General features: G+C 63.9%; 23 protein-coding genes. 14 read left to right on the top strand and 9 right to left on the bottom strand.

Annotation, left to right across the window (positions count from 1 at the left end; translation table 11 throughout):
* Nucleotides 1-19: 19 nt before the first annotated feature.
* The gene (locus Q8X51_RS05860; RefSeq protein WP_315872184.1) at nt 20-883 is read right to left on the bottom strand and encodes an MBL fold metallo-hydrolase; all 864 of its coding nucleotides are present in this window, start codon (nt 881-883) and stop codon (nt 20-22) included.
* A 94-nt stretch (nt 884-977) separates the two neighbouring features.
* Here Q8X51_RS05860 and Q8X51_RS05855 point away from each other — a divergent pair, with 94 nt between their 5' ends.
* From Q8X51_RS05855 to Q8X51_RS05835, 5 genes are all read left to right on the top strand, one after another.
* Nucleotides 978-1,313 (top strand): ArsR/SmtB family transcription factor, encoded by a 336-nt coding sequence (locus Q8X51_RS05855; protein WP_017527038.1) that lies wholly within the window; start codon nt 978-980, stop codon nt 1,311-1,313.
* A gap of 51 nt (nt 1,314-1,364) precedes the next feature.
* A complete protein-coding gene (locus tag Q8X51_RS05850; protein WP_407694338.1) occupies nt 1,365-2,609 on the top strand; it encodes an NAD(P)/FAD-dependent oxidoreductase in 1,245 nt (414 codons plus the stop codon).
* Nucleotides 2,610-3,416 (top strand): sulfite exporter TauE/SafE family protein, encoded by an 807-nt coding sequence (locus tag Q8X51_RS05845; RefSeq protein ID WP_223013576.1) that lies wholly within the window; start codon nt 2,610-2,612, stop codon nt 3,414-3,416. It abuts the gene before it with no gap.
* A gap of 139 nt (nt 3,417-3,555) precedes the next feature.
* Complete coding sequence (gene nosP, locus Q8X51_RS05840; protein WP_065926981.1) at nt 3,556-4,701, top strand: nitric oxide-sensing protein NosP; 1,146 nt, start codon at nt 3,556-3,558, stop codon at nt 4,699-4,701.
* Complete coding sequence (locus tag Q8X51_RS05835; RefSeq protein WP_407694337.1) at nt 4,643-6,583, top strand: PAS domain-containing hybrid sensor histidine kinase/response regulator; 1,941 nt, start codon at nt 4,643-4,645, stop codon at nt 6,581-6,583. Before nosP ends, Q8X51_RS05835 begins: the two co-directional genes overlap by 59 nt.
* A 342-nt stretch (nt 6,584-6,925) precedes the next feature.
* Here the strand turns inward: Q8X51_RS05835 and Q8X51_RS05830 are convergent, their stop codons facing one another.
* The 6 genes from Q8X51_RS05830 to Q8X51_RS05805 all read right to left on the bottom strand — a co-directional run bounded on the left by Q8X51_RS05830 (nt 6,926) and on the right by Q8X51_RS05805 (nt 11,950).
* On the bottom strand, nt 6,926-7,591 hold the full coding sequence (locus tag Q8X51_RS05830; protein ID WP_010209341.1) for a response regulator transcription factor: 666 nt from the start codon (nt 7,589-7,591) through the stop codon (nt 6,926-6,928).
* A gap of 15 nt (nt 7,592-7,606) precedes the next feature.
* Nucleotides 7,607-8,155 carry a PQQ-dependent catabolism-associated CXXCW motif protein gene (locus tag Q8X51_RS05825; RefSeq protein ID WP_065926983.1) on the bottom strand — a complete coding sequence of 183 codons (549 nt, stop codon included), beginning with the start codon at nt 8,153-8,155 and terminating at the stop codon, nt 7,607-7,609.
* Nucleotides 8,156-8,262: 107 nt separating this feature from the next.
* Nucleotides 8,263-9,054, bottom strand: coding sequence for an ABC transporter permease (locus Q8X51_RS05820; RefSeq protein WP_065926984.1), 792 nt, complete (start codon nt 9,052-9,054; stop codon nt 8,263-8,265).
* The gene (locus tag Q8X51_RS05815) at nt 9,051-9,791 is read right to left on the bottom strand and encodes an ABC transporter ATP-binding protein (RefSeq protein ID WP_407694336.1); all 741 of its coding nucleotides are present in this window, start codon (nt 9,789-9,791) and stop codon (nt 9,051-9,053) included. Before Q8X51_RS05815 ends, Q8X51_RS05820 begins: the two co-directional genes overlap by 4 nt.
* A complete protein-coding gene (locus Q8X51_RS05810) occupies nt 9,788-10,747 on the bottom strand; it encodes a YVTN family beta-propeller repeat protein (RefSeq protein WP_065926986.1) in 960 nt (319 codons plus the stop codon). Before Q8X51_RS05810 ends, Q8X51_RS05815 begins: the two co-directional genes overlap by 4 nt.
* Nucleotides 10,748-10,777: 30 nt before the next feature.
* A complete protein-coding gene (locus tag Q8X51_RS05805) occupies nt 10,778-11,950 on the bottom strand; it encodes an ABC transporter substrate-binding protein (RefSeq protein ID WP_407694335.1) in 1,173 nt (390 codons plus the stop codon).
* A gap of 168 nt (nt 11,951-12,118) precedes the next feature.
* On the opposite strand from Q8X51_RS05805, the gene Q8X51_RS05800 reads away from it, so the two are divergent.
* The gene (locus Q8X51_RS05800) at nt 12,119-13,381 is read left to right on the top strand and encodes a HAMP domain-containing sensor histidine kinase (protein WP_407694399.1); all 1,263 of its coding nucleotides are present in this window, start codon (nt 12,119-12,121) and stop codon (nt 13,379-13,381) included.
* Nucleotides 13,378-14,004, top strand: a complete 627-nt coding sequence (locus Q8X51_RS05795) for a response regulator transcription factor (RefSeq protein ID WP_065948415.1) — start codon at nt 13,378-13,380, stop codon at nt 14,002-14,004. The genes Q8X51_RS05800 and Q8X51_RS05795 overlap by 4 nt, the downstream gene beginning before the upstream one ends.
* Before the next feature lie 19 nt (nt 14,005-14,023).
* Here the strand turns inward: Q8X51_RS05795 and Q8X51_RS05790 are convergent, their stop codons facing one another.
* Nucleotides 14,024-14,671, bottom strand: coding sequence for a pentapeptide repeat-containing protein (locus Q8X51_RS05790; protein WP_407694334.1), 648 nt, complete (start codon nt 14,669-14,671; stop codon nt 14,024-14,026).
* Between the two features lie 263 nt (nt 14,672-14,934).
* Nucleotides 14,935-16,827, bottom strand: coding sequence for a quinoprotein ethanol dehydrogenase (gene exaA / locus Q8X51_RS05785; protein ID WP_108574202.1), 1,893 nt, complete (start codon nt 16,825-16,827; stop codon nt 14,935-14,937).
* A gap of 255 nt (nt 16,828-17,082) precedes the next feature.
* Here exaA and pedF point away from each other — a divergent pair, with 255 nt between their 5' ends.
* The 7 genes from pedF (at nt 17,083) to pqqA (ending at nt 23,941) form a co-directional block, all read left to right on the top strand.
* On the top strand, nt 17,083-17,544 hold the full coding sequence (gene pedF, locus Q8X51_RS05780) for a cytochrome c-550 PedF (RefSeq protein WP_027606205.1): 462 nt from the start codon (nt 17,083-17,085) through the stop codon (nt 17,542-17,544).
* 3 nt (nt 17,545-17,547) lie between these two features.
* Nucleotides 17,548-18,423: a substrate-binding periplasmic protein gene (locus Q8X51_RS05775; protein ID WP_065926990.1), complete on the top strand. Its 876-nt coding sequence runs from the start codon at nt 17,548-17,550 to the stop codon at nt 18,421-18,423.
* A 9-nt stretch (nt 18,424-18,432) separates the two neighbouring features.
* A complete protein-coding gene (locus Q8X51_RS05770) occupies nt 18,433-19,182 on the top strand; it encodes a quinoprotein dehydrogenase-associated SoxYZ-like carrier (protein ID WP_065926991.1) in 750 nt (249 codons plus the stop codon).
* Between the two features lie 16 nt (nt 19,183-19,198).
* Nucleotides 19,199-20,131, top strand: coding sequence for a quinoprotein relay system zinc metallohydrolase 1 (locus Q8X51_RS05765; RefSeq protein ID WP_065948411.1), 933 nt, complete (start codon nt 19,199-19,201; stop codon nt 20,129-20,131).
* 126 nt (nt 20,132-20,257) lie between these two features.
* Nucleotides 20,258-22,033, top strand: coding sequence for a PQQ-dependent methanol/ethanol family dehydrogenase (locus tag Q8X51_RS05760; RefSeq protein ID WP_407694333.1), 1,776 nt, complete (start codon nt 20,258-20,260; stop codon nt 22,031-22,033).
* A 121-nt stretch (nt 22,034-22,154) separates the two neighbouring features.
* Nucleotides 22,155-23,675 (top strand): acetaldehyde dehydrogenase ExaC, encoded by a 1,521-nt coding sequence (gene exaC / locus Q8X51_RS05755; RefSeq protein ID WP_053138557.1) that lies wholly within the window; start codon nt 22,155-22,157, stop codon nt 23,673-23,675.
* 194 nt (nt 23,676-23,869) lie between these two features.
* Nucleotides 23,870-23,941, top strand: coding sequence for a pyrroloquinoline quinone precursor peptide PqqA (pqqA, locus tag Q8X51_RS05750; protein ID WP_010209364.1), 72 nt, complete (start codon nt 23,870-23,872; stop codon nt 23,939-23,941).
* Nucleotides 23,942-23,960: the final 19 nt, after the last annotated feature.

Raw genomic sequence — 23,960 nt, 5'->3', positions numbered from 1 at the left:
GACACCAGGCAGGACGGCTTTAGAGCTGGTTCAACGGAATCTTCAAGTACACCACCCCGTTCTCCTCCGCTGGCGGCATATGACCGGCCCGCACATTCACCTGGATCGCCGGCAACAACAGCGTGGGCATCCCCAGCCCGGCATCGCGCTGGGTGCGCATCGCCACGAACGCCGCTTCATCCACTCCGTCATGCACATGGATATTGCCCGCGCGCTGCTCCGCCACAGTGGTCAGGCATTTGGCCTCGCGGCCTTCGGGCGGGTAGTCGTGGCACACGTACAGTTGGGTATCGGGGGCAAAGGCCAAGAGCTTGCGCATCGACGCATACAGCTGGCGCGCATCGCCGCCGGGGAAGTCGCAGCGGGCGGTGCCGACATCGGGCATGAACAGGGTGTCGCCCACCAGGATCAAGCGGTCGTCGATCAGGTAGGCCATGTCCGCCGGGGTATGCCCGGGCACGTGCAGGGCCTGGGCCTTGATGGTGCCGATGTGGAAGATTTCATCCGGCGCGAACAGGTGGTCGAACTGCGAGCCATCGACGCGAAACTCCGGCTCCAGGTTGAAAAGATGCTTGAACACGTCCTGCACCTTGCTGATGCTTTGGCCGATGGCGATCTTGCCGCCCAGGGTGCGGCGCAGGTACGGCGCGGCCGACAGGTGGTCGGCATGGGCGTGGGTTTCCAGCAGCCATTGCACCTGCAAGCCGTGCTCACGCACAAAGGCAATGACCTTGTCGGCCTGAACGGTGTCGGTGCGCCCGGAGGCCGGGTCGTAGTTGAGCACCGAATCGACGATGGCACACGGGCCGCCGTCCGTTTCATAGACGACGTAGGTGTAGGTCGACGACGCCTCGTCCAGAAAGGAATGAATCAACGCTGACATGACGGCTGCCCCTGATGTTGAAAAAAGTGATTACAATCACTTTACATTTACACATAATGTTTTGAGCTTAAGTGACGCAAAGGACCCGAGGCAAATGGAATCTACTCTGAGTGAAGGCGAAGTCGCCCAGTTGCGCGCGTCGGCGTCCAAGGCCTGTGCCTTGCTCAAGGCCCTGGCCAATGAGGATCGTTTGTTGATCCTGTGCCAGTTGACCCAGGGCGAGCGCAACGTCGGCGAGCTGGAAACCATGACCGGCGTACGCCAGCCCACGCTGTCACAGCAGTTGGGCATCCTGCGTGACGAAGGGCTGGTCGCCACCCGTCGCGAAGGCAAGTACATCTTCTACGGGCTGGCCAGCCATGAAGTGATCCAAGTGATGAAGACACTGTCCGGTCTTTACTGCGGCGCGGTGATAAAAAGCTGGGCGTGACGCCATACGGCAGCGACCCTTGTGTGCATTGACGATAAAAGGCAATAGACCATGACCGACCAACACTGGGGGCCAACCATCAGTGGCGATATCGTCGTCATCGGCGGCGGTTCGGCAGGCATCGGCCTGCTGGCCAGCCTGCTCAAGCGCGACCCCGACCTCAACATCACCCTTATCGAACCCAGCGATCATCACTGCTACCAGCCGGCCTGGACCCTGGTCGGCGGCGGCGCCTACGACCTGGAAAAGACCCGGCGTCCCCTGGCCGACGTGCTGCCCAATGGCGTCACCTGGGTGCAGGCTGCCGTTACCGAGTTGCTGCCGGATGAGCACACCCTGGTGCTCGACAGCGGTCAGCGCGTCACTTGGAACAACCTGATCGTCTGCCCCGGCCTGCGCCTGGCCTGGGAGAAAGTCGAGGGCCTGGAAGACACGTTGGGCCGCAACGGGGTCACGTCCAACTACAGCTATGAGCACGCCGCGTATACCTGGCAGCTGGTGCAGCAGTTGAAGCGCGGCAAGGCGATCTTTACCCAGCCGGCCATGCCGATCAAATGCGCGGGTGCGCCGCAAAAGGCCATGTACCTGTCCTGCGATCACTGGCTCAGGCAGGGCGACCTCAAGCACATCGACGTCGAATTCAACCTGGCCGGCGCGGCGCTGTTCGGCGTGGCGACCTTTGTGCCGCCGTTGATGAAGTACGTGGAGAAATACCATGCGCGCCTGGCGTTCAACGCCAGTCTGGTCAAGGTCGATGGCCCGGCGCGCAAGGCCTGGTTCGAGGTGAAGGACGCCGAGGGCAACGTCACGCTGGAGGAAAAAACCTTTGACCTGCTGCACGTGGTGCCGCCGCAAGTCGCGCCGGATTTCATCCGCCACAGCCCGTTGGCCGACGCTGCCGGCTGGTGCGAGGTAAACCCCCACAGCCTGCAACACCTGCGCTACCCGCACATCTTCGGCCTGGGCGATGTGTGCGGCACCCCCAACGCCAAGACCGCCGCCGCGGTGCGCAAGCAAATCGTGGTGGTCGCCGAAAACCTGCTGGCCCTGCGCAAACAGGCGCCGCTGCCACTCAAGTACGACGGCTACGGTTCGTGCCCGCTGACGGTGGAGAAGGGCAAGGTGGTGCTGGCCGAGTTCGGTTACGGCGGCAAGCTGCTGCCGACCTTTCCCCTCGACCCGACCCGGGCGCGGCGTTCTATGTGGTTTCTCAAGGCCACCTGGCTGCCGTGGTTCTACTGGAACGGCATGCTCAAGGGCCGCGAGTGGCTGACCCGTCTGAGCAAGGTGGATTAAATGCTGCTGGCCAGTGTGTTGGGGATGTTGATGGGCCTGGTCATGGGCCTGACCGGCGCGGGCGGCGGCATCCTCGGGGTGCCGGCGCTGGTGTTGGGGTTGGGCTTGACGATGACTCAGGCCGCGCCGGTGTCGTTGCTTGCGGTAGGCGCGGCAGCAGCCGTCGGGGCGATTGACGGGTTACGCCACGGCCTGGTGCGTTACCGCGCCGCGCTGTTGATCGCCTTGCTCGGCGCGCTGTTTTCGCCGCTGGGGGTGTTTCTCGCCCACCAGTTGCCGGAGCCGGTGCTGATGGGCCTGTTCAGTGCGCTGATGGTGCTTGTGGCCTGGCGCATGTTGCAGCGCGAAAAGCTTGAGGCCGGGCCGAGTGACCATGGCGCGGCGTCCTGGGGCCAGAAGAACTGCATGCTCAATCAACAGACCGGGCGCCTGGCCTGGACCGCCAAATGCAGTGCCACCCTGGCCGCACTGGGCGCCGTGACGGGGGCCGTCTCGGGGTTGCTCGGGGTGGGCGGCGGCTTTCTGATCGTACCGGCGTTCAAGCAACTCACCGACGTGCAGATGCGCGGCATCGTCGCCACGTCGCTGATGGTGATCAGCCTGATTTCGCTGATCGGCGTGGCCGGCGCGTTCCATGCCGGTGTGCGCATCGAACCCGTGGGCTGGGTGTTTATCGTGGCGAGCATCGTCGGCATGCTGATCGGCCGGCGCCTGTGCTCGGTGATTGCCGCACGCACCTTGCAGGTGGGGTTTGCCAGCCTGTGTGTAGTGGTTGCAGCTGGAATGCTTGTGAACGCTTTGCTGTGAATTTGAAATGCAGTCCAACATTTGAATCTCCCTTGTTTTTGAGCGATTCATCCCATCGCATCCCCCCACCCAGTACCCAAGTAGCATAGGTCCCACCCTCCGCCCTTCGTACACTCATGCCTCAGAGGGGGAGGCAACGATGCATAACAGCGAAGGCGTAGTCAGCGCGATGTCCCAGGCGAGCGATGCCGGGCAGGCCGCCGAGGAGTTGGCGCAGCAACTGTTGCATCCATACCTGGGCTTCGTGCTGTTTTTCTGCTCGGCGTCCTACGATTTGCAGGCCCTGGGCCGCGCCCTGCAGGAGTGTTTCGGCAACGTGCGCGTGGTGGGCTGCACCAGCGCCGGCGAGATCACGCCCCAAGGCTATGGCCGCAATTGCATTACGGCGATGGGCTTCAACCACGCGCACTTTTCCATCGCCACGGAGCTGATCGACCAGGTGGAACACTTCAGCCTGATCGACGCCCAGCAGATGGTCGAACGTCTGGTCGGCGGTTGCCGCAGCAATACCCTGGCGCCGATCAAGGGCAACACCTTCGCCCTGACCCTGCTCGATGGCCTGTCCAGCCGCGAAGAAGTGGTGCTCGCCGCCCTCAGCGCGGCGCTCGGCGACATTCCGCATTTCGGCGGTTCGGCCGGCGACGACAACTTCCTCACCCACACCCACGTGTACTTCAACGGCGCCTTCCACAGCGGCGCGGCGGTGGTGGTGCTGGTCAATACCTGGCTGGATTTCGAGGTGTTCACCACCCACCACATCCTGCCGCGCAGTGAAAAGCTGGTGGTGACCGGCGCCGACAGTCCGTCACGCCGGGTCTTCGAGCTTAACGCCGAACCCGCCGCCGAAGAGTACGCGCGGCATATCGGCGTGGCCGTGGCCGACCTCGATCACCGCGTCTTCGCCGCGCACCCGCTGGCGGTGCGCATCCACGACCAGTACTACGTGCGCGCGATCCAGCAAGTGCACGACGACCTCAGCCTGAGTTTCTACTGCGCGGTGGAAAACGGCATCGTCCTCACCGTGATGAAGCCCGGACCGATCCTGCCAAACCTGCAAACCCTGTTCGACGGCCTGCAAGCGCGCCTTGGCGATCTGCTGTTGACCATCGGCTGCGACTGCTTCCTGCGCCGCCTGGAGTTGGAAGACTCAGGCAATCTGGAACAGATCGGCGGTTTCCTGCGTGACCAGCGGGTGATGGGTTTCAACACCTACGGAGAACAGTTCAATGGCATGCATATCAACCAGACCTTCACCGGGGTCGCCATTGCCCGAGGCCGGCGCTGAACTGCTCGCCCAGGTTGCCCAGCTGCAACAGGACAACCACAAGCTGGCACGGATCAACGCGGCGCTGATCGAGCGCATCGAGTCCGGCATGGCCCAGGGTAATAACCCGTACACCACCTTTCAGCATTCGGTGGTGCTGGCCGAGCAGGTGCGCGAACGCACCGACGCGCTGAACCAGGCGATGGCCGAACTCAAGGCCAGCAACCACTTGCTGATCAACGCCCGGCTGCGCGCCGAAACCCTGCGCGGCGAACAGGCGGCGGCGCAAAAGGCCCAGGAAAGCGAACGCTGGATTCGCCTGATCACCGATAACGTCCCGGCCCTGATCGGCTACCTGAATGCCGACCTGGTCTACGAGTTCACCAATAAAGTCTATGAAGAATGGTATTGCTGGCCACGCGGCATGATGCTCGGCCAGAGCCTGCGCGAAGTCCACAGCGAGCAGCACTGCCAGCGCCTGGATGCCTACGTCGCCCGCGCCCTGGCGGGGGAGAGCGTGACCTTTGAATTCGCCGAGACCAACATCAATAACCAGGAGCGCTACATGCTGCGCTCCTATGTGCCGAATATGCTGGCCAGCGGCGAAGTGGTGGGGATCTTTGTGCTGATCCGCGACATCACCGAACGCCGCCGTACCGCCGAAGCCCTGCACCAGGCCTATCAGCACCTGGAACAACGCGTCGCCCAGCGCACCTCGGAACTGACCGCGCTCAACGACCAGTTATTGCAGGAGATTGACGAGCGTCGGCGTGTGGAGTCGCGCCTGCGTGAAGCCAAACTGGAGGCGGAACAGGCCAACCTGTCGAAAACCAAATTCCTCGCCGCCGTCAGCCATGACCTGCTGCAACCTTTGAACGCGGCGCGCCTGTTTACCAGCGCACTGCTGGAGCGGCCCAGCGAAACGTTGGTGCGCAACGTGAGCAACTCCCTGGAAGACGTGGAAAACCTGTTGGGCACACTGGTGGATATTTCCAAGCTGGATGCCGGGGTGATCAAGGCCGACATCGCGCCGTTTGCCCTGAGTGAACTGCTCGACAACCTGGCCACCGAGTACACCGAATTGGCCCGCAGCGAGGGCCTGGAGTTGCATTTTGTCGGCTGCTCGGCGCTGGTGCGCAGCGATATTCAGTTGCTGGCGCGGATTCTGCGCAACCTGCTGAGCAATGCGATTCGCTACACCTACAAGGGGCGTGTGGTGCTGGGCTGTCGCCGCCAGCAGCAGCGTTTGTCGATCCAGGTGTGGGACAGCGGCATGGGCATCGCGGAGGAGCGGTTGGAGGAGATTTTCCAGGAATTCAAGCGTGGCGATGTGCAGCGGCCCGATCAGGACCGGGGGTTGGGCCTGGGACTGGCGATCGTGGAGAAAATCGCCGGGATTCTGGGTCATCGCATCAGCGTCAAATCCTGGCCGGGCAAGGGCTCGATGTTCTCGGTGGAGGTGCCGTTGAGCGCCACGGCGCCCAAGTCGCTGCCAATGCTGGCCATGAGCGAACCGATGCTCGAACGCCTGCAAGGCGCACGGGTGTGGGTGCTGGATAACGACGCGGCGATCTGCGCAGGCATGCGCACCTTACTGGAAGGCTGGGGCTGCCAGGTGATCACCGCGTTGTCGGAGCAAGACCTGGCACGGCAGGTGGACAACTACCATGCCGAAGCCGACCTGCTGATCGCCGACTACCACCTCGACGACGACCAGAACGGCGTCGACGCCGTCGCCCGTATCAATGGACGCCGCGGCCGCGCGATCCCGGCGCTGATGATCACCGCCAACTACAGCAATGAACTCAAGCTGCAAATTCGCGAGTTGGGGCACACGCTGATGCACAAGCCGGTACGCCCGATGAAACTCAAGACCGCCATGAGCCATCTGCTCGGCAAATGAACGGCGAAATACCCACAAGTGGAGATCAAAATGTGGGAGGGGGCTTGCCCCGATAGCGGTGGGTCAGTCGACATCATGACTGACTGATGCACCGCCATCGGGAGCAAGCCCCCTCCCACATTTGAGCAGTGTTGTGCCTGGAAGATTGGCGGCGCAGGTACGTCCGATGAAGCTCAAGACTGCCATGAGCCACCTGCTCGGCGGGCCCTGACAAACGGAGAACCAATGTGGGAGGGGGCTTGCTCCCGATAGCGGTGAGTCAGTCGACATCATAACGGACTGATACACCGCCATGGGGGTGCAAGCCCCCTCCCACCTTTGATTTGTGTTGTGTCAGACGGGTCAGCGGCGCAGGTACGAGCCGAAATCGATATCCCCGGCACTGAGGATCGCCTGCACCCGGTTATGCACATTCAATTTGCGCAGGATCGCCGACACATGGGCCTTCACCGTGGTCTCGGCAATCTCCAGGGTGTAGGCGATCTGCTTGTTCGACTCGCCCTTGGTCATGCGCTCCAGCACCAGCAACTGCTTGCGCGTCAGGGCTTGCAGCAGCTCGGGGGCGAAGCCGGGGTTTTCGTTGAGGCGCCGGTGGGTGCCGGGCTTCTGGGTGCGGATGATGTCCGGCGGCAGGTACACGTTGCCGTTGAGAATCTGCTGGATCGCCTCGGTCATTTGCAGGCGGGGCGAGGACTTGGTGATAAAGCCCACGGCGCCGTAAGTGATGGCTTGCAGCACGACCTGCTTGTCCTGCTCGGCCGAGACGATCACCACCGGAATGGTCGGCGCCTCGTTGCGCAGGTTGATCAGGCCATTGAGGCCATGCATGCCGGGCATGTTCAGGTCGAGCAGGATCAGGTCGAGGTCGTCGTGTTCCTGGGTCAATGCCAGGGCGCTGTCGAGGTCGGCGGTTTCCATCACTTCGCTGCCGGGGAAGCCGTCGCTGATGACGTTATGGATCGCTTCGCGAAACAGTGGGTGATCGTCGGCAATCAGGATTTTGTACATGGCCGTTCACCTTTCTTATTGTGAGGTTTGAAATGGCTCGGGTTGGGCGACCGTCACCGGCAGCTTCGCCGCTTCCCAGGCATCCAGGCCGTCGCGATACCAGTACACAGAGGTATAGCCGAGGTTGGCGGCACGTTTTACCGCGTTCCAACTCAGCCAGCAATCGGAGCGGCAATAGAAGACCAACGGTCGCTTGAGGTCGCCGCCGCTGTAGGCATACAAGTGGCGCACGAAATAGCTTTGCCACTCCGGCGTCAGGTCGCCGTCGCCGGTATTGGCCAGCCAGTGGCTGCCGGGCAGGTTGGCGTGGGGCTGGTCTTCGATGAAGCGGCCTTGCAGCCACTGGCGGCGGTACACATCGATCAGCACTGGCGCCGGGCTTTGATTGAGCAGGGTTTGCAGGGCCGCGGTATCGACAATCGTGGCGCCTGGCAGGTGGTCGGGCGTAGGGCTGCGGTACAGGCTGATGCGGTAGCCGTCGGCGGAAAACAGCGGGGTGTCGGCCTGGACGTGGGCGACGAACAGGCACAGCAGCGCCAATAGAGGCAGTCGGGCAGGCAGCATGGCAGGACAATCCTTATCGTTATGCGCGCATTACACGTGAGTCCCGAGCCCTTGGGAATGCGACGATAGACAGGAAAACCAGTACCAAAGTAGTAGTTTTGCCGCCTTCAGCCCTTTTTGCGCAGCGCCGCATGCTGGGGATTGAAGGTCAGCACCGCCAACACCGCGAACAGCACGGTCAAGCCCAGGCACACCGCCAGGGCCAGGCCGGCGAAGCGTTCGTACAGGGCAAAGCGCACCAGCTCCACGGCGTGGGTAAACGGGTTGATCGCGCACAGCCAGTACAGCCATTCACTGGAGTCGCGCATCTTCCACAGCGGGTACAGCGCCGATGACAGGAAAAACAGCGGGAAGATCACGAAGTTCATCACCCCGGCAAAGTTCTCCAGCTGGCGAATCGCATTCGACAGCAGCAGGCCCAGGGCACTCAACATCAAGGCCACCAGCAGCAACGCCGGCAGGGCGACGACCAGCCCCATGGCCGGCGGTTGCACGCCGTACACCCAGGCGATCGCCAGGAACCCATACACCTGCAACAGCGAAATCAGCGCGGTGGCCAACAACTTGCTGCACAGCAAGAATGTGCGCGGCAGCGGGCTGGTCAGCAGCACGCGCATGCTGCCCATCTCGCGGTCGTAGACCATCGACAGCGAGCCTTGCATGCCGTTGAACAGCAGGATCATGCAGGCCAGCCCCGGGACGATGTACACCTCGTAGGGGATGTAGGTGTCGTAGGGTTCGATTACCGAGATGCCCAGCGCGGCGCGGAACCCGGCGGCGAACACCAGCAGCCACAGCAATGGGCGCACCAGCGCACTGAGAAACCGCGTGCGCTGCAACACAAAGCGCAGCCACTCGCGCAGCACGATGCCGCGCAGGCATTGCCAGTAAGCGTTCATGCCGCCGCTCCCGTCGTGGTGGGGCGAGTCAAGTGCGCGAACACGCTGCCCAGATCGCCGCCTTGCTGCGCGATCAAGGCAGCGACTTGCCCACTGGCCACCAGGCGGCCCTGATGCAGGATCATCAACCCATCGTCGGCCTGTACTTCGTCGAGCAGGTGGGTGGTCCACAGCACGCTGATGCCCTGTTCGATGCACAGGCTGCGCACGTGCTGGTTCAGCGCCAGGCGGCTGGCCGGGTCGAGGCCGACGCTGGCCTCATCCAACAGCAGCAGGCGCGGCTCATGCAGCAACGCCCGGGCGATTTCCACCCGGCGCCGATGCCCGCCGTTCAGTTCGCGAACTTTTTCCCGGCGCCGTTCGGTGAGGGTCTGGCGGGCCAGTTCGGCGGCGACGCGCAGGTCGGTCTGGCGCCGCGATAAACCATGCAGCGCGGCGTGGTAGCGCAGGTTCTGTTCCACGCTTAAATCCAGGTCCAGGGTGCTTTGCTGGAACACCACACCCAGTTGTGTGAGGGCCGCACGCGGCGCCTCACGCAGGGAATGACCGCCCACGCGAATGTCGCCGCTTTGCAGGTCATACAGCCGCGTGAGCAGGGCGATCAAGGTGGATTTGCCGGCGCCATTGGGCCCCAGCAGCGCCGCAAAACACCCTGGCGCCAGGCTGAAACTCATCTCGCACAAGGCCTGCCGTGCGCCGTAGGCGAAGCTCAGGTCGCGCACCTCCAGGGCGTTCATGGCGTGACCACCACGCCCCACGGATAACGCCCGACCTTCACCGACTTGATCACCTTGAGACTGTCCACATCGATCACCGACACATCACCGCTTACGCCGTTGGTGGCCAGCAACTGTTTCTCGTCCGGGGTAAATGCCATCTGCCACACGCGGCGGCCCACCAACAGGTAGTCGATGACCTCGAAGGTCTTGGCGTCGATCACGGCCACATGGTTGGCCGGGCCGAGGGCGACAAAGCCGTACTTGCCGTCGGCGCTGAGCTTGATGCCGACCGGCTGGACTTTGTCCGGGTGCACGCCCTTGATCTTGAAGGTCAAGGTCTTGAGGATCGCGCGGCTGGCCACGTCGAGGATGGTCACGGTGCCGCCGATTTCCGCCGAGGCCCACAGCTGCGAGCCATCGTGGTTGAACTCGACGAAGCGCGGGCGCTGGTCCACCAGGGTGCTGTCGGCCAGGGTCTGGGTGCTGGTGTCGATCCAGTGCAGCATGTTGGTGGTTTCGCTGGTGTTCACCGCCCACTTGCCATCCGGGCTCACGGCCATGCCTTCGGGTTCGACGCCGACGTTGATCTGGCCGAGCACCTTGGAGGTCTCGGTGTCGATCACGGTGACCAGCGCATCGTCTTCGTTGGACACGTACAGCCAGCGGTTATTGGGGTGCAGGGCGAACTGCTCGGGGTCTTTGCCGGAGGGCAGTTCCTTGATGATCCTGCGCGTGGCCACGTCCATCACCTGCACGCGGTCCGAGTCGCTGGCGCAGATGTACAGCAGCTTGTTGTCATGGGACAGCAGCAAGCCTCGCGGACGCTGGCCGACCTTGAGGGTGTCGGTGACTTGCAGGGTCTGCATGTCGATCAGGCTCAGGCTGTTGTCTTTCTCGTTGGAGACCCAGGCGGTACTGGCCACGGCGTGCCCGGCGGCAAGCAGCAGGGCGCATGGGAGCAGGGTGCGGCGCATGGCGGATTCCTTATTATTGTGGGTAGGCGATCAAGGGAAGCGGCAGGTCACCTCGGGTTTGTCATAGCCCAGGCTGTCCATTTCGTTGGTGGGGTGCAGGAAGCCGTCCTGGGGCGAGGTGCTGACCAGCGCGCGGGGCTGCACGATGGGAATCGGCTGGCGCAGTTGGCCGTTCCAGGGGCGGTAACTGAGCTTGCGGCCCTTGAACCCGTCCAGGGGCAGTTGCTCGCTGATTTCCACTTGGCGGATCGCCATGGGCTCGACCTGGCGCAACTTGCTCACTGCACTGGCGACGCTGCGCACGGCCATCCAGGAGGCGAAGTCGCGGTCGTTCATCCAGCGCCCGGCCAGGGCCTCGAAGCGTTTCTGCAATTGGGCGGCGCCGTAGGTCTCGACGGTTTTGTGCCAGCCGGTGGGCGTCAGGCCCTGGGTGCCGGCGACGGGGCGCGGGTACCAGGTCTGGTAGGGCACGTACTCGCCGAAGTCGCCGCGCTCGTCGGCCACCAGCACCACGTCGTATTCGGCGGTCTGGGTGAACAGCGGCATATCCGCCTGGGCGCTGCGGCGTTGGTCGTTATCGAAGCGCCAGGCCTTTTCCGCCACCAGCTGCACGCCGAAGCGTTTGGCGGCGCGACGCAGGGCGGCGGCGTAGGCCTGGTCATCCTCGGTGGGGCCGACGATCAGCAGCGCTTTCTGCCATTTGCGCACTACCAGGAACTGCGCCAGGGCATCGGCGAGCATCGCGCGGCTGGGCAGGGTATGCAGCACGTTGCCCAGGCAGTCGCTGCTGCGCAGTCGGTCATCCGGGCTGCCGGCATTGAACAGCAGACTGTCGGGCAGGGCTGCGCTGAGTTGGCGCAGGCTGGCGGCGGGTGCGTTGATCACGAACAGGCGCAGGCCCTGGGCATGCTGGGCCTGGGCGGCGGCGAGCAGGGCGTCCGGGGTGTCCACCGTGGCGGTCGTCAGGCTGTAGCGCTGGTTGAGAAAGGCGCCAGTGCTGTTGCTGTCGATGATCGCCAGTTCAGCGCCGCGCTGCCCGGCATCGGCGGGCTCGGGAATCACATTCGACAGCAGCGGGCCTGGATCGGGCCGATAGCCCAGGTAGCCGATCTGCACCTGCAAGGGCGCTTCGGCGGCCTGGCCGGTGGCGGTCCAGGCGATCGCCAGCAGGCAGATCACGGCGTAGGGGGCGAGCTGGCGCATAGGGCACTCCATGACAGGTAGCGCCAGCATAGGAACCCTGAACGTCGCTGCAAATATGCAGAAAGTAGCGCTGGGGCAGTACCAAGGTAGTAGCCCCGGGCGCGCCGTGGGGTTTTAGCATGGAGCACCACGGGCTCTATCCACAGGAGTGACACCAGCATGCGCGTCTTGTCGGCCTTGTGGCGCATCAACCTATGGGTGTGCGGCTTCTTCATCCTGGTGACCTGCGCCTGCACCGCGCTGTTGCTGCACCAGGCCCTGGCCGATGTGGAGCGCGAGCTGCAATCGGCCGAAGCGGTGGTGCACTACCTGAGCGAAACCGCCGCGCGCGCCCCGGCCAGCCTGCAACCCCACCTCACCGCGAGTTTGCGCCATGTACGTGTGCACTGGCTGGCGAGCGGCGACACCGTGCAAGCGCCGGACGCGGACGGGCTGGACGCCTGGCTCGGGCAGCTATTGTTTGCCGAGGCGCGGCGCAGTGCCCAGGTGTTGGACTTGCCGGACGGCCGGCGCGTGTCCATCGCTGTCGACCCACGGGATGAAATCGACGAGGTCTGGGACTCCCTGCAACAACTGCTGGGCCTGTGCGCCCTGGCCCTGGCCCTGAGCCTGTTGACCATCCGCTGGGCGGTGCGCCGGGGCATGGGCGTGCTGGATGAATTGCTGCGTGCGCTGCAACAGGTGTGCGCCGGCCAGCTCAATGTGCGCCTGCGCAGCCAAGGCGCGCCGGAAGCACGCCAACTGGCGCTGCACTTCAACCGCATGACCGACGCCCTGGAGCAGGCGCGCACCGATAACACCCGGCTTACCCAAACCCTGCTGGCGGTGCAGGAGCGGGAACGCACCCACCTGGCCCAGACCCTGCACGATGACCTCGGCCAATACCTGGCCGGCATTCGCGCCCAGGCCTGCCTGTTGCGCCTGGCCACCGACCAGCCGCACCTGCTGGCGCCCACGGTGACGCAACTTGAGGATCACTGCGAGCACTTGCAGCGAGGCTTCCGGGCACTGGTCCACGACCTTTATCCGGTGGCCCTGCAACACCTGCCGATGGCCGAGGCGTTTGCGCTGCTGGTCACCCAGTGGCAGGCCAGCCACGGCATTCCCTGCCACCTGCAGGTCAGCACCGACCTGCCGCTGTTGCCCGGCGCCAGCAAGACCCATCTGTACCGCCTGCTCCAGGAAGCCCTGACCAACATCCTGCGGCATGCCGACGCCAGCCAGGTGCACGTGCGCCTGCAACATCGCGGTTCGCGCCTGCGCCTGTGGGTGCGCGATAACGGTCGCGGTGCAGACACGCCCCAGCGGCCCGGCGTGGGCCTGTATTCGATGGCCGAACGCGCCCGCTGCCTGGGCGGCGAATTGAAGATCATCAGCCACCCCGGCGCCGGCTGGGCGTTGGCGTTGAACATGCCGTTGGAGGCCTCATGAATATTCTGTTGGTGGATGACCACGCCGTGGTACGCCAGGGCTATGCCAGCCTGTTGCGTGCGCTGCTGCCGGCCGTTGAAGTGCGCGAGGCGGCCAGTGGCGAAGAGGCGTTGAGCCGGGTCCAGGAAGCGCTGCCGCACCTGGTGATCATGGACTTCGGCCTGCCGGGCATCAGCGGCCTGGAAACCACCCGGCGCCTGCGCCAGCGTCTGCCGCACCTGCGCGTGCTGTTTTTCAGCATGCACGACGAGTTGCCCCTGGTGCGCCAGGCCCTGGAGGCGGGCGCCTCGGGCTACCTGACCAAAACCTCGGCACCCGAGGTGTTGATCGAAGCGGTGCGGCGCATCCTCGACGGCCACGCCTATATCGAACAGGCCCTGGCCACTGAACTGGCCTATACGCCCGGTGATCAACGTTTGCAGGGCATGACCCCGCGCGAGCTGGAAATCTTCCTGATGCTGGCCAGGGGCACGCCGACCCGAGCGATTGCCGACCAGTTGAATATCAGCAGCAAGACCGTGTCCAATCACCTGACCTTGCTCAAGAGCAAATTGCAGGTGAGTTCCCATGCCGAACTGGTGCACCTGGGGATCGACATGGGCGTAGTGCGGGTGGTTGGATAAGCGGGTGTGCGCGGGGGTTCTAGCGATCCCAGGTGGTGGGGCAGTCGATGCAGCCTTCCATATTGGCATCCTGGAAGTTCGCGTAGTGCTGGCGGCTGCCGGTGAGGGTGGCCTGTTCCAGGTTGCTCTCGCCGAGCTTGGCTTCCTGCAGGTTGGCATCGCTGAGGTCGGCACCTTGCAGGTCGGCCTTGCTCAGCCAGGTCATTTCCAGGTCGGCCGCACGCAGGTTGGCCTTGTGCATTTTCGCCCCCGACAGCCGCGCAAATTGCAGGTAGGCCGCGCTGAGGTTGGCGTTTTCGAACTGCGCACCCTGGGCGAACAGGCCCCAACCCTGGATCGCCATCAACGTGGCGCCGCTGAAGTCGGCCAGGCGCAGGTTGCTTTGTTGCAGGCTGGCGCGAGTCAGGTTGGCACCTTGCAGCTGGGCCTTTTCCAGGTTGGCCAAGTCGAGGTTGGCATGGCGCAGATCCGCCTCGCGCAGGTCGGCGCCGGCCAGGTTCATCTTGCTCAAGTCCTGGTTGCGCAGGTTGGCGCCCTTGAGGTTGGCGCCAGGGCATTGGCTGTGTTCGGCGATGGTGCAGCCGTTGATGATCAGCGGCGCATCGTCGCCATCCTCGGCGTGGGCCACGGGCAGGCAGAGCAGGAGTAACAAGGGCAGGTAGTTCATCGTGCGACCTCTGGGGATCCTGTGGTAAGCGGGCTTGTTGTGGTGAGGGGCTTGCTGTGGTGAGTGGGCTTGCTGTGGTGAGTGGGCTTGCTGTGGTGAGCGGGCTTGCCCCGCGCTGGGCTGCGAAGCGGCCCCGGCATTCCTCCAGCACCACCGTGCGCTCAGGTTCTACGACTGCTGCGCAGCCGAGCGCGGGGCAAGCCCGCTCACCACAAGGGAAGAAGCCGCCTGCTGCAAAAAGCGGCCCGGCATTCTCGCGGGGGTTATTTTTGCGCGGTCTTTTGATCCCAGCTCGGGATCTTGAACACCCAGAACGACCCGCCTTGTGCCACTGGCTTGGTCAGCTCCGCCATGTCGCCGCCCCACAATGGCACCGCGCCGCCGTAGCCGACGGTGACGCCGACATACTGCTCGCCATCCTGCTCCCAGGTGATCGGCGGCGAGACGATGCCGCTGCCGGTCTGGAACTTCCACAGCTCCTTGCCGGTTTTCGCGTCGAAGGCCTTGAAGAAACCGTCGCCTGTACCGGTAAACACCAGGTTGCCCTTGGTCGCCAACACGCCGGCCCACAGCGGCAAGGCTTCCTTGTGCTCCCACACCACCTTGCCGGTGGTCGGGTTCATTGCCCGCAGGGTGCCGACGTGGTCGTCATACATGCGCTTGATGCGAAAACCCATGCCCAGGTACGCCGAGCCCTTCTTGTAGTTGACCTCTTCGGTCCAGTATTCCTCTTTCCACTGGTTGCCCGGAATGTAGAAGAGGCCGGTGTCCTGGCTGTAGGCCATGGGGTTCCAGTTCTTGCCACCCAGGAACGGCGGCGAGACTTCCACCGGTTTGCCTTTGGTTTCACCCGGCAATGGCTTGGCCGGGCGCTGGCCTTCGTTCTCCACCGGACGTCCGGTCTTCAGGTCGATATGGCTGGCCCAGGTGATGTTGTCGACAAACGGGAAGGCGTTCTGCAGCTTGCCGTTGTTGCGGTCCACCACATAGAAAAAGCCGTTGCGGTCGGCGTGGCCGGTGGCCTTGACCACTTTGCCGTCCTTGTCCTTGTAGTCGAACAGCACCAGCTCGTTGTTGCCGGAGAAGTCCCAGGCGTCGTTCGGGGTGTGCTGGTAGAACCACTTCACTTCGCCGGTGCTCGGGTCGACGCCGACCTGACCCGAGGTGTAGAGGCTGTCGAAGTCGTGGGGGTTGCCGTCCTTGGCGGTGCGCGCCCAGGTGTTCCACGGGCCAGGGTTGCCGGCGCCGACGATGATCGTGTTGGTCTCGGCATCGAAGCTTGCGCTCTGCCAAGGGGCGCCGCCGCCGTGGCTCCAGGCCTCGACCTTGCCGGTTGCGGTGGTCGGGTCATCCGGCCACGAAGGCGCCTTGACGTCGCCGGTGGTGGTGCTGTCCTTGCCGTTGAGGCGGCCCATATGGCCTTCCACGAACGGGCGCATCCACACTTCTTCCCCGGTGTCCGGGTCGCGGGCAAACAGCTGGCCGACCACGCCGAACTCATCGCCGGAGCTGCCGTGAATCAACAGCACCTTGCCGCTGACCTTGTCTTTGATCAGCACCGGGGCGCCGGTCATGGTGTAGCCGGCGGCGTGGTCGCCGAACTTCTTGTTCCACACCACTTTGCCGGTGTGCTTGTCGAGGGCGATCAGGCGTGCGTCGAGGGTGCCGAAGTAGATCTTGTCGCCGAAGATCGCCGCACCGCGGTTGACCACATCGCAGCATGGGCGAATGTTGTCGGGCAGGCGGTGGTTGTAGGTCCACAGGCGCTTGCCGGTCTTGGCGTCGAGGGCGAACACGCGGGAATAGGAGCCGGTGACGTAGACCACGCCGTCGCTGACGATGGCCTGGGATTCCTGGCCGCGTTGCTTCTCATCGCCAAAGGAATAGGACCAGGCCGGGGTGAGCTTGAACACGTTCTTGTCGTTGACCTGGGCCAGCGGGCTCCAGCGCTGGGCGTTGGTGCCCATGCCGTATTGCAGCACGTCCTGGGTGGTCAGGTGGTCGTTGGCGATGTCTTCCCAGGTGACGTTGTGCGTCGGCTTGGCGGGTTCGGCGGCCGCGAACGTTACGGCACTGAGGGACAGGCTGCCCACCAGCACGAAGGCTTGCACGGCAAGGCTTAAAGGTGAGCGGGCGGGTAGCGATCTTATTGTCATGGTTGCAGTTCCCAGTGGAGGTTTTGGCCTGCACAGGGTGGAACGCCGGGGCGCCGGGCGGATACGGAAAAACTCCCGCTGTGGCCGGGAAGACTTCCCGAGGCGCCGCTGTTTTAGGCGTGCCCCACAAGCCCTACTACCAAGGGAGGAGAGGGCGGCCACCAAAGCAGCATACGGCCTATGTCCCGGGGTTTCTAAGATGGTTGCCATAGCCTCTGCAATGAGGTTTTGCGTGCAATCCTGAGGGCAAAAATAATGACAACAAAACACAATGCCTTGCTCGTCGCCGGGCTGTTGGTCGGTGTGATCGCCGGGGGCTCCGCCTGGGCCCATGGCAACGTGGTCCCGCAAGCGGTGGAAACCAAGGGCCTGACCTCGATCAAGGACGCCGGCGTACCGGTCAACGAAGACGGCTGGGCGGCGGTCAACCCGTACCGCACCTCGCCTGAACACGACCGCGCCGTGGAAATCGGCTCGTCCGCCTACAACCAGAACTGCGCCGCCTGCCACGGCCTGGAAGCCAAGTCCGGCGGCATCGCCCCCGACCTGCGCATGCTCGATGTGGGCGAAGCCGGTGATGAGTGGTTCGTCGAGCGCGTGCGCCATGGCGCGGTGCGTGACGGTCGCGTGTACATGCCGAAAATGGCCGACTATCTGAGCCAGGAAGCCTTGTGGGCCGTGCGCACCTACCTGGACAGCGTGCACGTCGAGGAGTAAGCCATGCGCCTGTTCGCTTATGTGCTTGGCCTGGCCCTGCTGTGTTGCCAGCCGGCACAGGCGCAGGTGCGCAGCTATGACCAGATGATCGCCGCCGGCGAAATCAACGTGGCGGTGTACAAGGACTTTGCCCCCTACAGTTTCGAAGACGGCGCCACCGCGCGCGGGGTCGACGTGGAACTGGCCCAGGCCCTGGCCACGGCGCTGGGGGTACGGCTCACGTTGATCTGGGCGCCGGCCGGCGAGAAGCTCGACGACGACCTGCGCGACTACATCTGGCGCGGCAGCCCGTTGCACAACCAGCAACTGGCCGACCTGATGATGCGCGCGCCCTACGACCGCGATTACGCACAAAAGCGCAACGACCAAGGCGAACTGGAAAACGGCCATGTGGTGATGTTCGGGCCGTACCAGAACGAACAATGGCAGGTGGCTTATGACCGTCGGCGCCTGGACACGGTTGCCAGCGTGGCGGTGTTCGAGCAGCACCCGATTGGCGTCGAAGTCGACAGCGTGCCGTCGTTCTACCTCACCTCGGTGTTCAACGGCATGCTCGCCGCCAAGACCCATCACTACCCCGACGTGCCCCAGGCCTTTGCGGCGATGAAAGCCGGTGAGGTCGATGCGGTGATGGCGATGCGCGGCGAAGTCGATTGGCAGGTGCATGAAGCCCACGACCCGCAACTGGCCCTGGCCGAAAACGCCTACCCGAACATGGGCAAGCAACGCTGGGAGATCGGCATGGCGGTGCACGAGAGCAATCGCCAGTTGGCCTACGCGGTGGAAGAGGCGCTGGAAGGCCTGATCCGCGACGGCGCGGTGCAAGCCATCTATGCCCGTTACGGCCTGCAGTACGAAGTGCCCGAGATGTATCAATAGGAGCAGGCGATGAACTGGCGATTGAGCTGCATCCTGGCCTGCTGGCTGCCGCTGGCGGCGCACGCCGTGGAGGTCGATCCGGTGCCGTCGGTGATGTGGGACTTCTATCACAAGCAGTTCCTGGCGCTGGCGCCGTTCGTGTTCGACGACCGAGTCAAGCTGCTTGCGCCGCCGTTTGCCGAAGATGCGCGTCAGGTGCCCCTGGAAATCGATGCACGGGCCTTCAGCGGCCATGTGGTAAAGATCCTCGCCTGGGCTGAGCTCAACCCGTTGCCGAAAATCGTCGACTTCCAGCCCAAGGCCGGGGTGCTGCCGTGGCTGTCGCTGCGGATTCGTATCGAGCAGGCCACGCCGTTGCGGGCGGCGGTGCTCACCGATGACGGCCTGTGGCACGTGGGCTCGACCCTGATCGACGCGGCCGGTGGCGGCTGCACTGCGCCCAGCGTGGTACGCACCCAGCCGGGCTGGGAAGAGCACATCGGCGAAGTGCTCGGCGGCCGTTACCCGCGTGGCGAGTTCAGCCGGGTGCGTGTGCAGGTGGCGCACCCGATGGACAACGGCATGGTCAGCGGCATCCCCGAGTTTTTTATCAACCATGCACAACTGCGCGGCCAGGACGGCCAGGTGCTGGCTGACCTTGAGTTGTTCCCGGCGGTCAGCGAAAACCCCAACCTGGCCTTCGACATCGACGCGCCGGGGCCCACCCGCCTGGTGTTGCGCGACAACAGCGGCAATGAGTTCGACGCGGCCATCCCCTGACCAGAAGGAGCGCGGCATGCGCTGGATTCTATTGTTATGCCTGGGCCTGAGCCTGCCCGCCCTGGCGGACCTCGACTACGCCCTCAAGCCCCGGCTGATCGCCGACGACACCTGGCTGCTCGAAGGCAGCACCGACAATTTTGCCAAGGCCAATGGCGGCAATATCGTCAACACCGCCTTCATCGTCACCGAGGCCGGTGTGGTGGTGATCGACACCGGACCGTCGCGGCGCTACGGCGAAGCCATGCGCGAGGCCATCGCCCGTGTCACCCCCAAACCGGTGATCCAGGTGCTGATTACCCATCATCACCCCGACCATGCGCTCGGCAACCAGGCCTTCAAGGACATGCCCATCGGCGCCCTGGCCGAGACCACGCGGCTGCTGCACGAGCAGGGCGACGGCATGGCGGAAAACCTCTATCGCATGGTTGGCGACTGGATGCGCGGCACCGAGGTGGTATTGCCCACCCAGGTGCTGGAACCCGGTGTGCTGAGTGTCGGCCGCCACGACTTGCGCCTGCTTGCGCTCAGCGGTCACACCGGCGCCGACCTGGCGATCTTCGACCAGAGCACCGGCGTGCTGTTTGCCGGCGACCTGGTGTTTTACCAGCGCGCCCTCACCACCCCCAACAGCCCGGGGCTGGCGGTGTGGCTGGCTGACCTCGGCACCCTGCAAGCCTTGCCCTGGACCCTGATCGTGCCCGGCCATGGCCCGGTGGCCAGCGACGCGCAACCCTTTACGCAGATGCGCGACTACCTGACCTGGCTTGACCAACTGCTGCGTGACGGCGCGGCCCAGGGCAGCGACATGGCCGAGATGATCCGCAGCCCCATCCCCGCACGCTTCGCGGCGATCAGCCTGAGCCGCTATGAACTGATCCGCAGCGTCAGCCACCTGTACCCGCGTTACGAGCGCGAACAGATGCAACGCGTGGATTCGGCGCGCTGACCCGCTACTAAGGAACTAGCAAACTCGATACTGCGGTCAATTGTGACAACTGCCCCTGCGCCCAAGAATCTGCACCAGACCGGGAAAATTTCCCGGGTATAACAAAAAACCGCAGAGGTAGCCGTCATGACCCAACCCGCACGTCGCCAACCCTTCGCCTTGAGTGTGTTGCTCGGTGCCATCCTGTTGTCTGGCCAGGCCATGGCCTCGGTCACCGATGAGGACATCCTCCAGGACCCTAAAAACCCAGGGCAGATCGTCACCAACGGCCTCGGCGTGCAGGGCCAGCGCTACAGCCCCCTCGATACCCTGAACGTCGACAACGTCAAGGAACTGCGCCCGGTCTGGGCGTTTTCCTTTGGCGGCGAGAAGCAGCGTGGGCAACAGGCGCAGCCGATGATCAAGGACGGGGTGATGTACCTCACCGGTTCCTACTCGCGGGTGTTCGCGGTGGATGCGCGCACCGGCAAGAAGCTCTGGCAGTACGATGCGCGTCTGCCCGATGACATCCGCCCGTGCTGTGATGTGATCAACCGTGGCGTGGCGTTGTACGGCGACCTGGTGTTCTTCGGCACCCTCGACGCCAAGCTGGTGGCGCTGAACAAAGACACCGGCAAAGTGGTGTGGAGCAAGCAGGTCGCCGACCACAAGGAAGGCTACTCGATCAGTGCCGCGCCCCTGGTGGTCAACGGCAAGCTGATCACCGGCGTGGCCGGTGGCGAATTCGGCGTGGTCGGCAAGATCCAGGCCTATGACCCGAAAAACGGCGAGCTGCTGTGGAGCCGCCCGACGGTCGAAGGTCATATGGGTTATGTCTACAAGGACGGCAAAGCCGTGGAAAACGGCATCTCCGGTGGCGAGGCGGGCAAGACCTGGCCGGGCGACCTGTGGAAAACCGGCGGCGCCGCACCGTGGCTGGGCGGCTACTACGACCCGGAAACCAACCTGCTGCTGTTCGGCACCGGCAACCCGGCGCCGTGGAACTCGCACCTGCGCCCCGGCGACAACCTCTACTCGTCCTCGCGCCTGGCGCTGAACCCGGACGACGGCACCATCAAGTGGCACTTCCAGAGCACGCCCCACGACGGCTGGGACTATGACGGCGTCAACGAGCTGATCTCCTTCAACTACACCGAAGACGGCAAGGAAATCAAAGCGGCAGCCACCGCTGACCGCAACGGCTTCTTCTATGTACTCGACCGCACCAACGGCAAGTTCATCCGTGGCTTCCCGTTTGTCGACAAGATCACCTGGGCCAGCGGCCTGGATAAGGGCGGTCGACCGATCTACAACGAAGCCAGCCGCCCAGGCGCGCCGGGCAGCGAAACCAAGGGCACCTCGGTGTTTGTCGCGCCGGCGTTCCTCGGTGCGAAGAACTGGATGCCGATGGCCTATAACCGCGACACCGGGCTGTTCTATGTGCCGTCCAACGAGTGGGGCATGGACATCTGGAACGAAGGCATCGCCTACAAGAAGGGCGCGGCGTTCCTTGGCGCCGGCTTCACCATCAAGCCGCTGAACGAAGACTACATCGGCGTACTGCGCGCCATCGACCCGAAGACCGGCAAGGAAGTCTGGCGCCACAAGAACTTCGCGCCGCTGTGGGGCGGGGTGCTGACCACCAAGGGCAACCTGGTGTTCACCGGCACGCCGGAAGGCTTCCTGCAGGCGTTCAACGCCAAGACCGGCGAGAAGGTCTGGGAATTCCAGACCGGCTCCGGCGTGCTCGGCTCGCCTGTGACCTGGGAAATGGACGGCGAACAGTACGTCTCGGTGCTCTCCGGCTGGGGCGGCGCCGTGCCGTTGTGGGGCGGTGAAGTGGCCAAGCGCATCAAGGACTTCAACCAGGGCGGCATGCTCTGGACCTTCAAGCTGCCCAAAGAGCTGGTCGCCAAGCACTGAATCTACGACCAAATGACAAGTGCCCCCCTGCCAACGGCGCATTCGCCCGCCAGCGGGGGCTCTTTACTATCGGGTCATCGCCTGTTGACCGACAGGCCCGGACCCAGACAGAGGCTTTAACATGATCTACGCACAACCTGGCACCCCTGGCGCCATCGTCAGCTTCAAGCAGCGCTACGGCAATTACATCGGCGGCGAGTTCGTCGCCCCGCTCAGTGGTGAGTACTTCACCAACACCTCGCCGGTGACCGGTGAAGTGATCGCCGAATTCCCGCGCTCCAACGCCGCCGATATCGACAAGGCCCTTGACGCTGCCCATGCCGCCGCCGACGCCTGGGGCAAGACTTCGCCCCAGGATCGCTCCCTGGTGCTGCTGAAAATCGCCGACCGTATCGAGCAGCACCTCGACGTGCTGGCCGTGACCGAAAGCTGGGACAACGGCAAGGCCGTGCGTGAAACCCTCAACGCCGACGTGCCCCTGGCCGCCGACCACTTCCGCTACTTCGCCGGCTGCATCCGCGCCCAGGAAGGCGGCGCCGCCGAGATCAACGAACACACCGCGGCCTATCACTTCCATGAGCCATTGGGCGTGGTCGGGCAGATCATTCCGTGGAACTTCCCGCTGCTGATGGCCGCCTGGAAACTCGCCCCGGCCCTGGCCGCCGGTAACTGCATCGTGCTCAAGCCGGCCGAGCAGACGCCGCTGTCGATCATGGTGTTTGCCGAGTTGATCAATGACCTGCTGCCACCGGGCGTGCTGAATATCGTCCAGGGCTTTGGCCGCGAAGCCGGGGAGGCGCTGGCCACCAGCAAGCGCATTGCCAAGATCGCGTTCACCGGCTCGACCCCCATCGGTGCGCACATCATGCATGCGGCCGCCGAGAACCTCATTCCCTCCACCGTGGAACTAGGCGGCAAGTCGCCGAACATCTTCTTCGAAGACATCATGCAGGCTGAGCCGCAGTTCATCGAAAAAGCCGCCGAAGGCCTGGTGCTGGCGTTCTTCAACCAGGGCGAAGTGTGCACCTGCCCGTCGCGGGCGCTGGTGCAGGAGTCGATCTACGACGACTTCATGAAAGTGGTGATGAAGAAGATCGTCAAGATCAAGCGCGGCAACCCGCTGGACACCGAGACCATGGTCGGCGCCCAGGCGTCCGAACAGCAATACGACAAGATCCTCTCCTACCTCAAGATCGCCCAGGAAGAGGGCGCCGAGCTGCTCACCGGCGGCGCGGCCGAGCGCCTGGAGGGCGACCTGTCCAGCGGTTACTACATCCAGCCGACCCTGCTCAAGGGCCACAACAAGATGCGTGTGTTCCAGGAAGAAATCTTCGGCCCGGTGGTGGGTATCACCACCTTCAAGGACGAAGCCGAAGCCCTGGCGATTGCCAACGACAGCGAATTCGGCCTCGGCGCCGGGCTGTGGACCCGCGACATCAACCGCGCCTACCGCATGGGCCGGGCGATCAAGGCCGGCCGCGTGTGGACCAACTGTTATCACCTGTACCCGGCGCATGCGGCGTTTGGCGGCTACAAGAAATCGGGCGTGGGGCGTGAGAACCACAAGATGATGCTCGATCACTACCAGCAGACCAAGAACCTGTTGGTGAGCTACGACATCAATCCATTGGGTTTCTTCTGATTCCAACTTGAAATGCGATCAAGTGTGGGAGGGGGCAAGTCGAATCGTCGCACCGCCCCTCCCACATTTTGCTCCCTGTACATTCGCGACTAATGCAGTGCGGCATTTACTTCGAAAGTAGCATGCGCACCCCCATCCCCCCATGCATTAATGCCCTTACCGGAATCTTCCGGCACAACAAGAGGACTCTCCCCATGTGGACCAAACCCGCCTTCACCGACCTGCGTATCGGCTTCGAAGTGACCATGTACTTCGCCAGCCGCTGATCCATCTCCGGCCAGCCTC

The sequence above is a fragment of the Pseudomonas sp. Yb2C2 genome, assembly GCF_052112325.1.
GTDB classification, from domain to species: domain Bacteria; phylum Pseudomonadota; class Gammaproteobacteria; order Pseudomonadales; family Pseudomonadaceae; genus Aquipseudomonas; species Aquipseudomonas marginalis.
This window is presented reverse-complemented; position numbering and strand designations above follow the sequence as displayed.

Coding starts and splice junctions, on each gene's coding strand:
- Q8X51_RS05860 (WP_315872184.1), bottom strand. CDS start 883: ATGTCAGCGTTGATTCATTCCTTTCTGGACGAGGCGTCGTCGACCTAC.
- Q8X51_RS05855 (WP_017527038.1), top strand. CDS start 978: ATGGAATCTACTCTGAGTGAAGGCGAAGTCGCCCAGTTGCGCGCGTCG.
- Q8X51_RS05850 (WP_407694338.1), top strand. CDS start 1,365: ATGACCGACCAACACTGGGGGCCAACCATCAGTGGCGATATCGTCGTC.
- Q8X51_RS05845 (WP_223013576.1), top strand. CDS start 2,610: ATGCTGCTGGCCAGTGTGTTGGGGATGTTGATGGGCCTGGTCATGGGC.
- nosP (WP_065926981.1), top strand. CDS start 3,556: ATGCATAACAGCGAAGGCGTAGTCAGCGCGATGTCCCAGGCGAGCGAT.
- Q8X51_RS05835 (WP_407694337.1), top strand. CDS start 4,643: ATGGCATGCATATCAACCAGACCTTCACCGGGGTCGCCATTGCCCGAG.
- Q8X51_RS05830 (WP_010209341.1), bottom strand. CDS start 7,591: ATGTACAAAATCCTGATTGCCGACGATCACCCACTGTTTCGCGAAGCG.
- Q8X51_RS05825 (WP_065926983.1), bottom strand. CDS start 8,155: ATGCTGCCTGCCCGACTGCCTCTATTGGCGCTGCTGTGCCTGTTCGTC.
- Q8X51_RS05820 (WP_065926984.1), bottom strand. CDS start 9,054: ATGAACGCTTACTGGCAATGCCTGCGCGGCATCGTGCTGCGCGAGTGG.
- Q8X51_RS05815 (WP_407694336.1), bottom strand. CDS start 9,791: ATGAACGCCCTGGAGGTGCGCGACCTGAGCTTCGCCTACGGCGCACGG.
- Q8X51_RS05810 (WP_065926986.1), bottom strand. CDS start 10,747: ATGCGCCGCACCCTGCTCCCATGCGCCCTGCTGCTTGCCGCCGGGCAC.
- Q8X51_RS05805 (WP_407694335.1), bottom strand. CDS start 11,950: ATGCGCCAGCTCGCCCCCTACGCCGTGATCTGCCTGCTGGCGATCGCC.
- Q8X51_RS05795 (WP_065948415.1), top strand. CDS start 13,378: ATGAATATTCTGTTGGTGGATGACCACGCCGTGGTACGCCAGGGCTAT.
- Q8X51_RS05790 (WP_407694334.1), bottom strand. CDS start 14,671: ATGAACTACCTGCCCTTGTTACTCCTGCTCTGCCTGCCCGTGGCCCAC.
- exaA (WP_108574202.1), bottom strand. CDS start 16,827: ATGACAATAAGATCGCTACCCGCCCGCTCACCTTTAAGCCTTGCCGTG.
- pedF (WP_027606205.1), top strand. CDS start 17,083: ATGACAACAAAACACAATGCCTTGCTCGTCGCCGGGCTGTTGGTCGGT.
- Q8X51_RS05775 (WP_065926990.1), top strand. CDS start 17,548: ATGCGCCTGTTCGCTTATGTGCTTGGCCTGGCCCTGCTGTGTTGCCAG.
- Q8X51_RS05770 (WP_065926991.1), top strand. CDS start 18,433: ATGAACTGGCGATTGAGCTGCATCCTGGCCTGCTGGCTGCCGCTGGCG.
- Q8X51_RS05765 (WP_065948411.1), top strand. CDS start 19,199: ATGCGCTGGATTCTATTGTTATGCCTGGGCCTGAGCCTGCCCGCCCTG.
- Q8X51_RS05760 (WP_407694333.1), top strand. CDS start 20,258: ATGACCCAACCCGCACGTCGCCAACCCTTCGCCTTGAGTGTGTTGCTC.
- exaC (WP_053138557.1), top strand. CDS start 22,155: ATGATCTACGCACAACCTGGCACCCCTGGCGCCATCGTCAGCTTCAAG.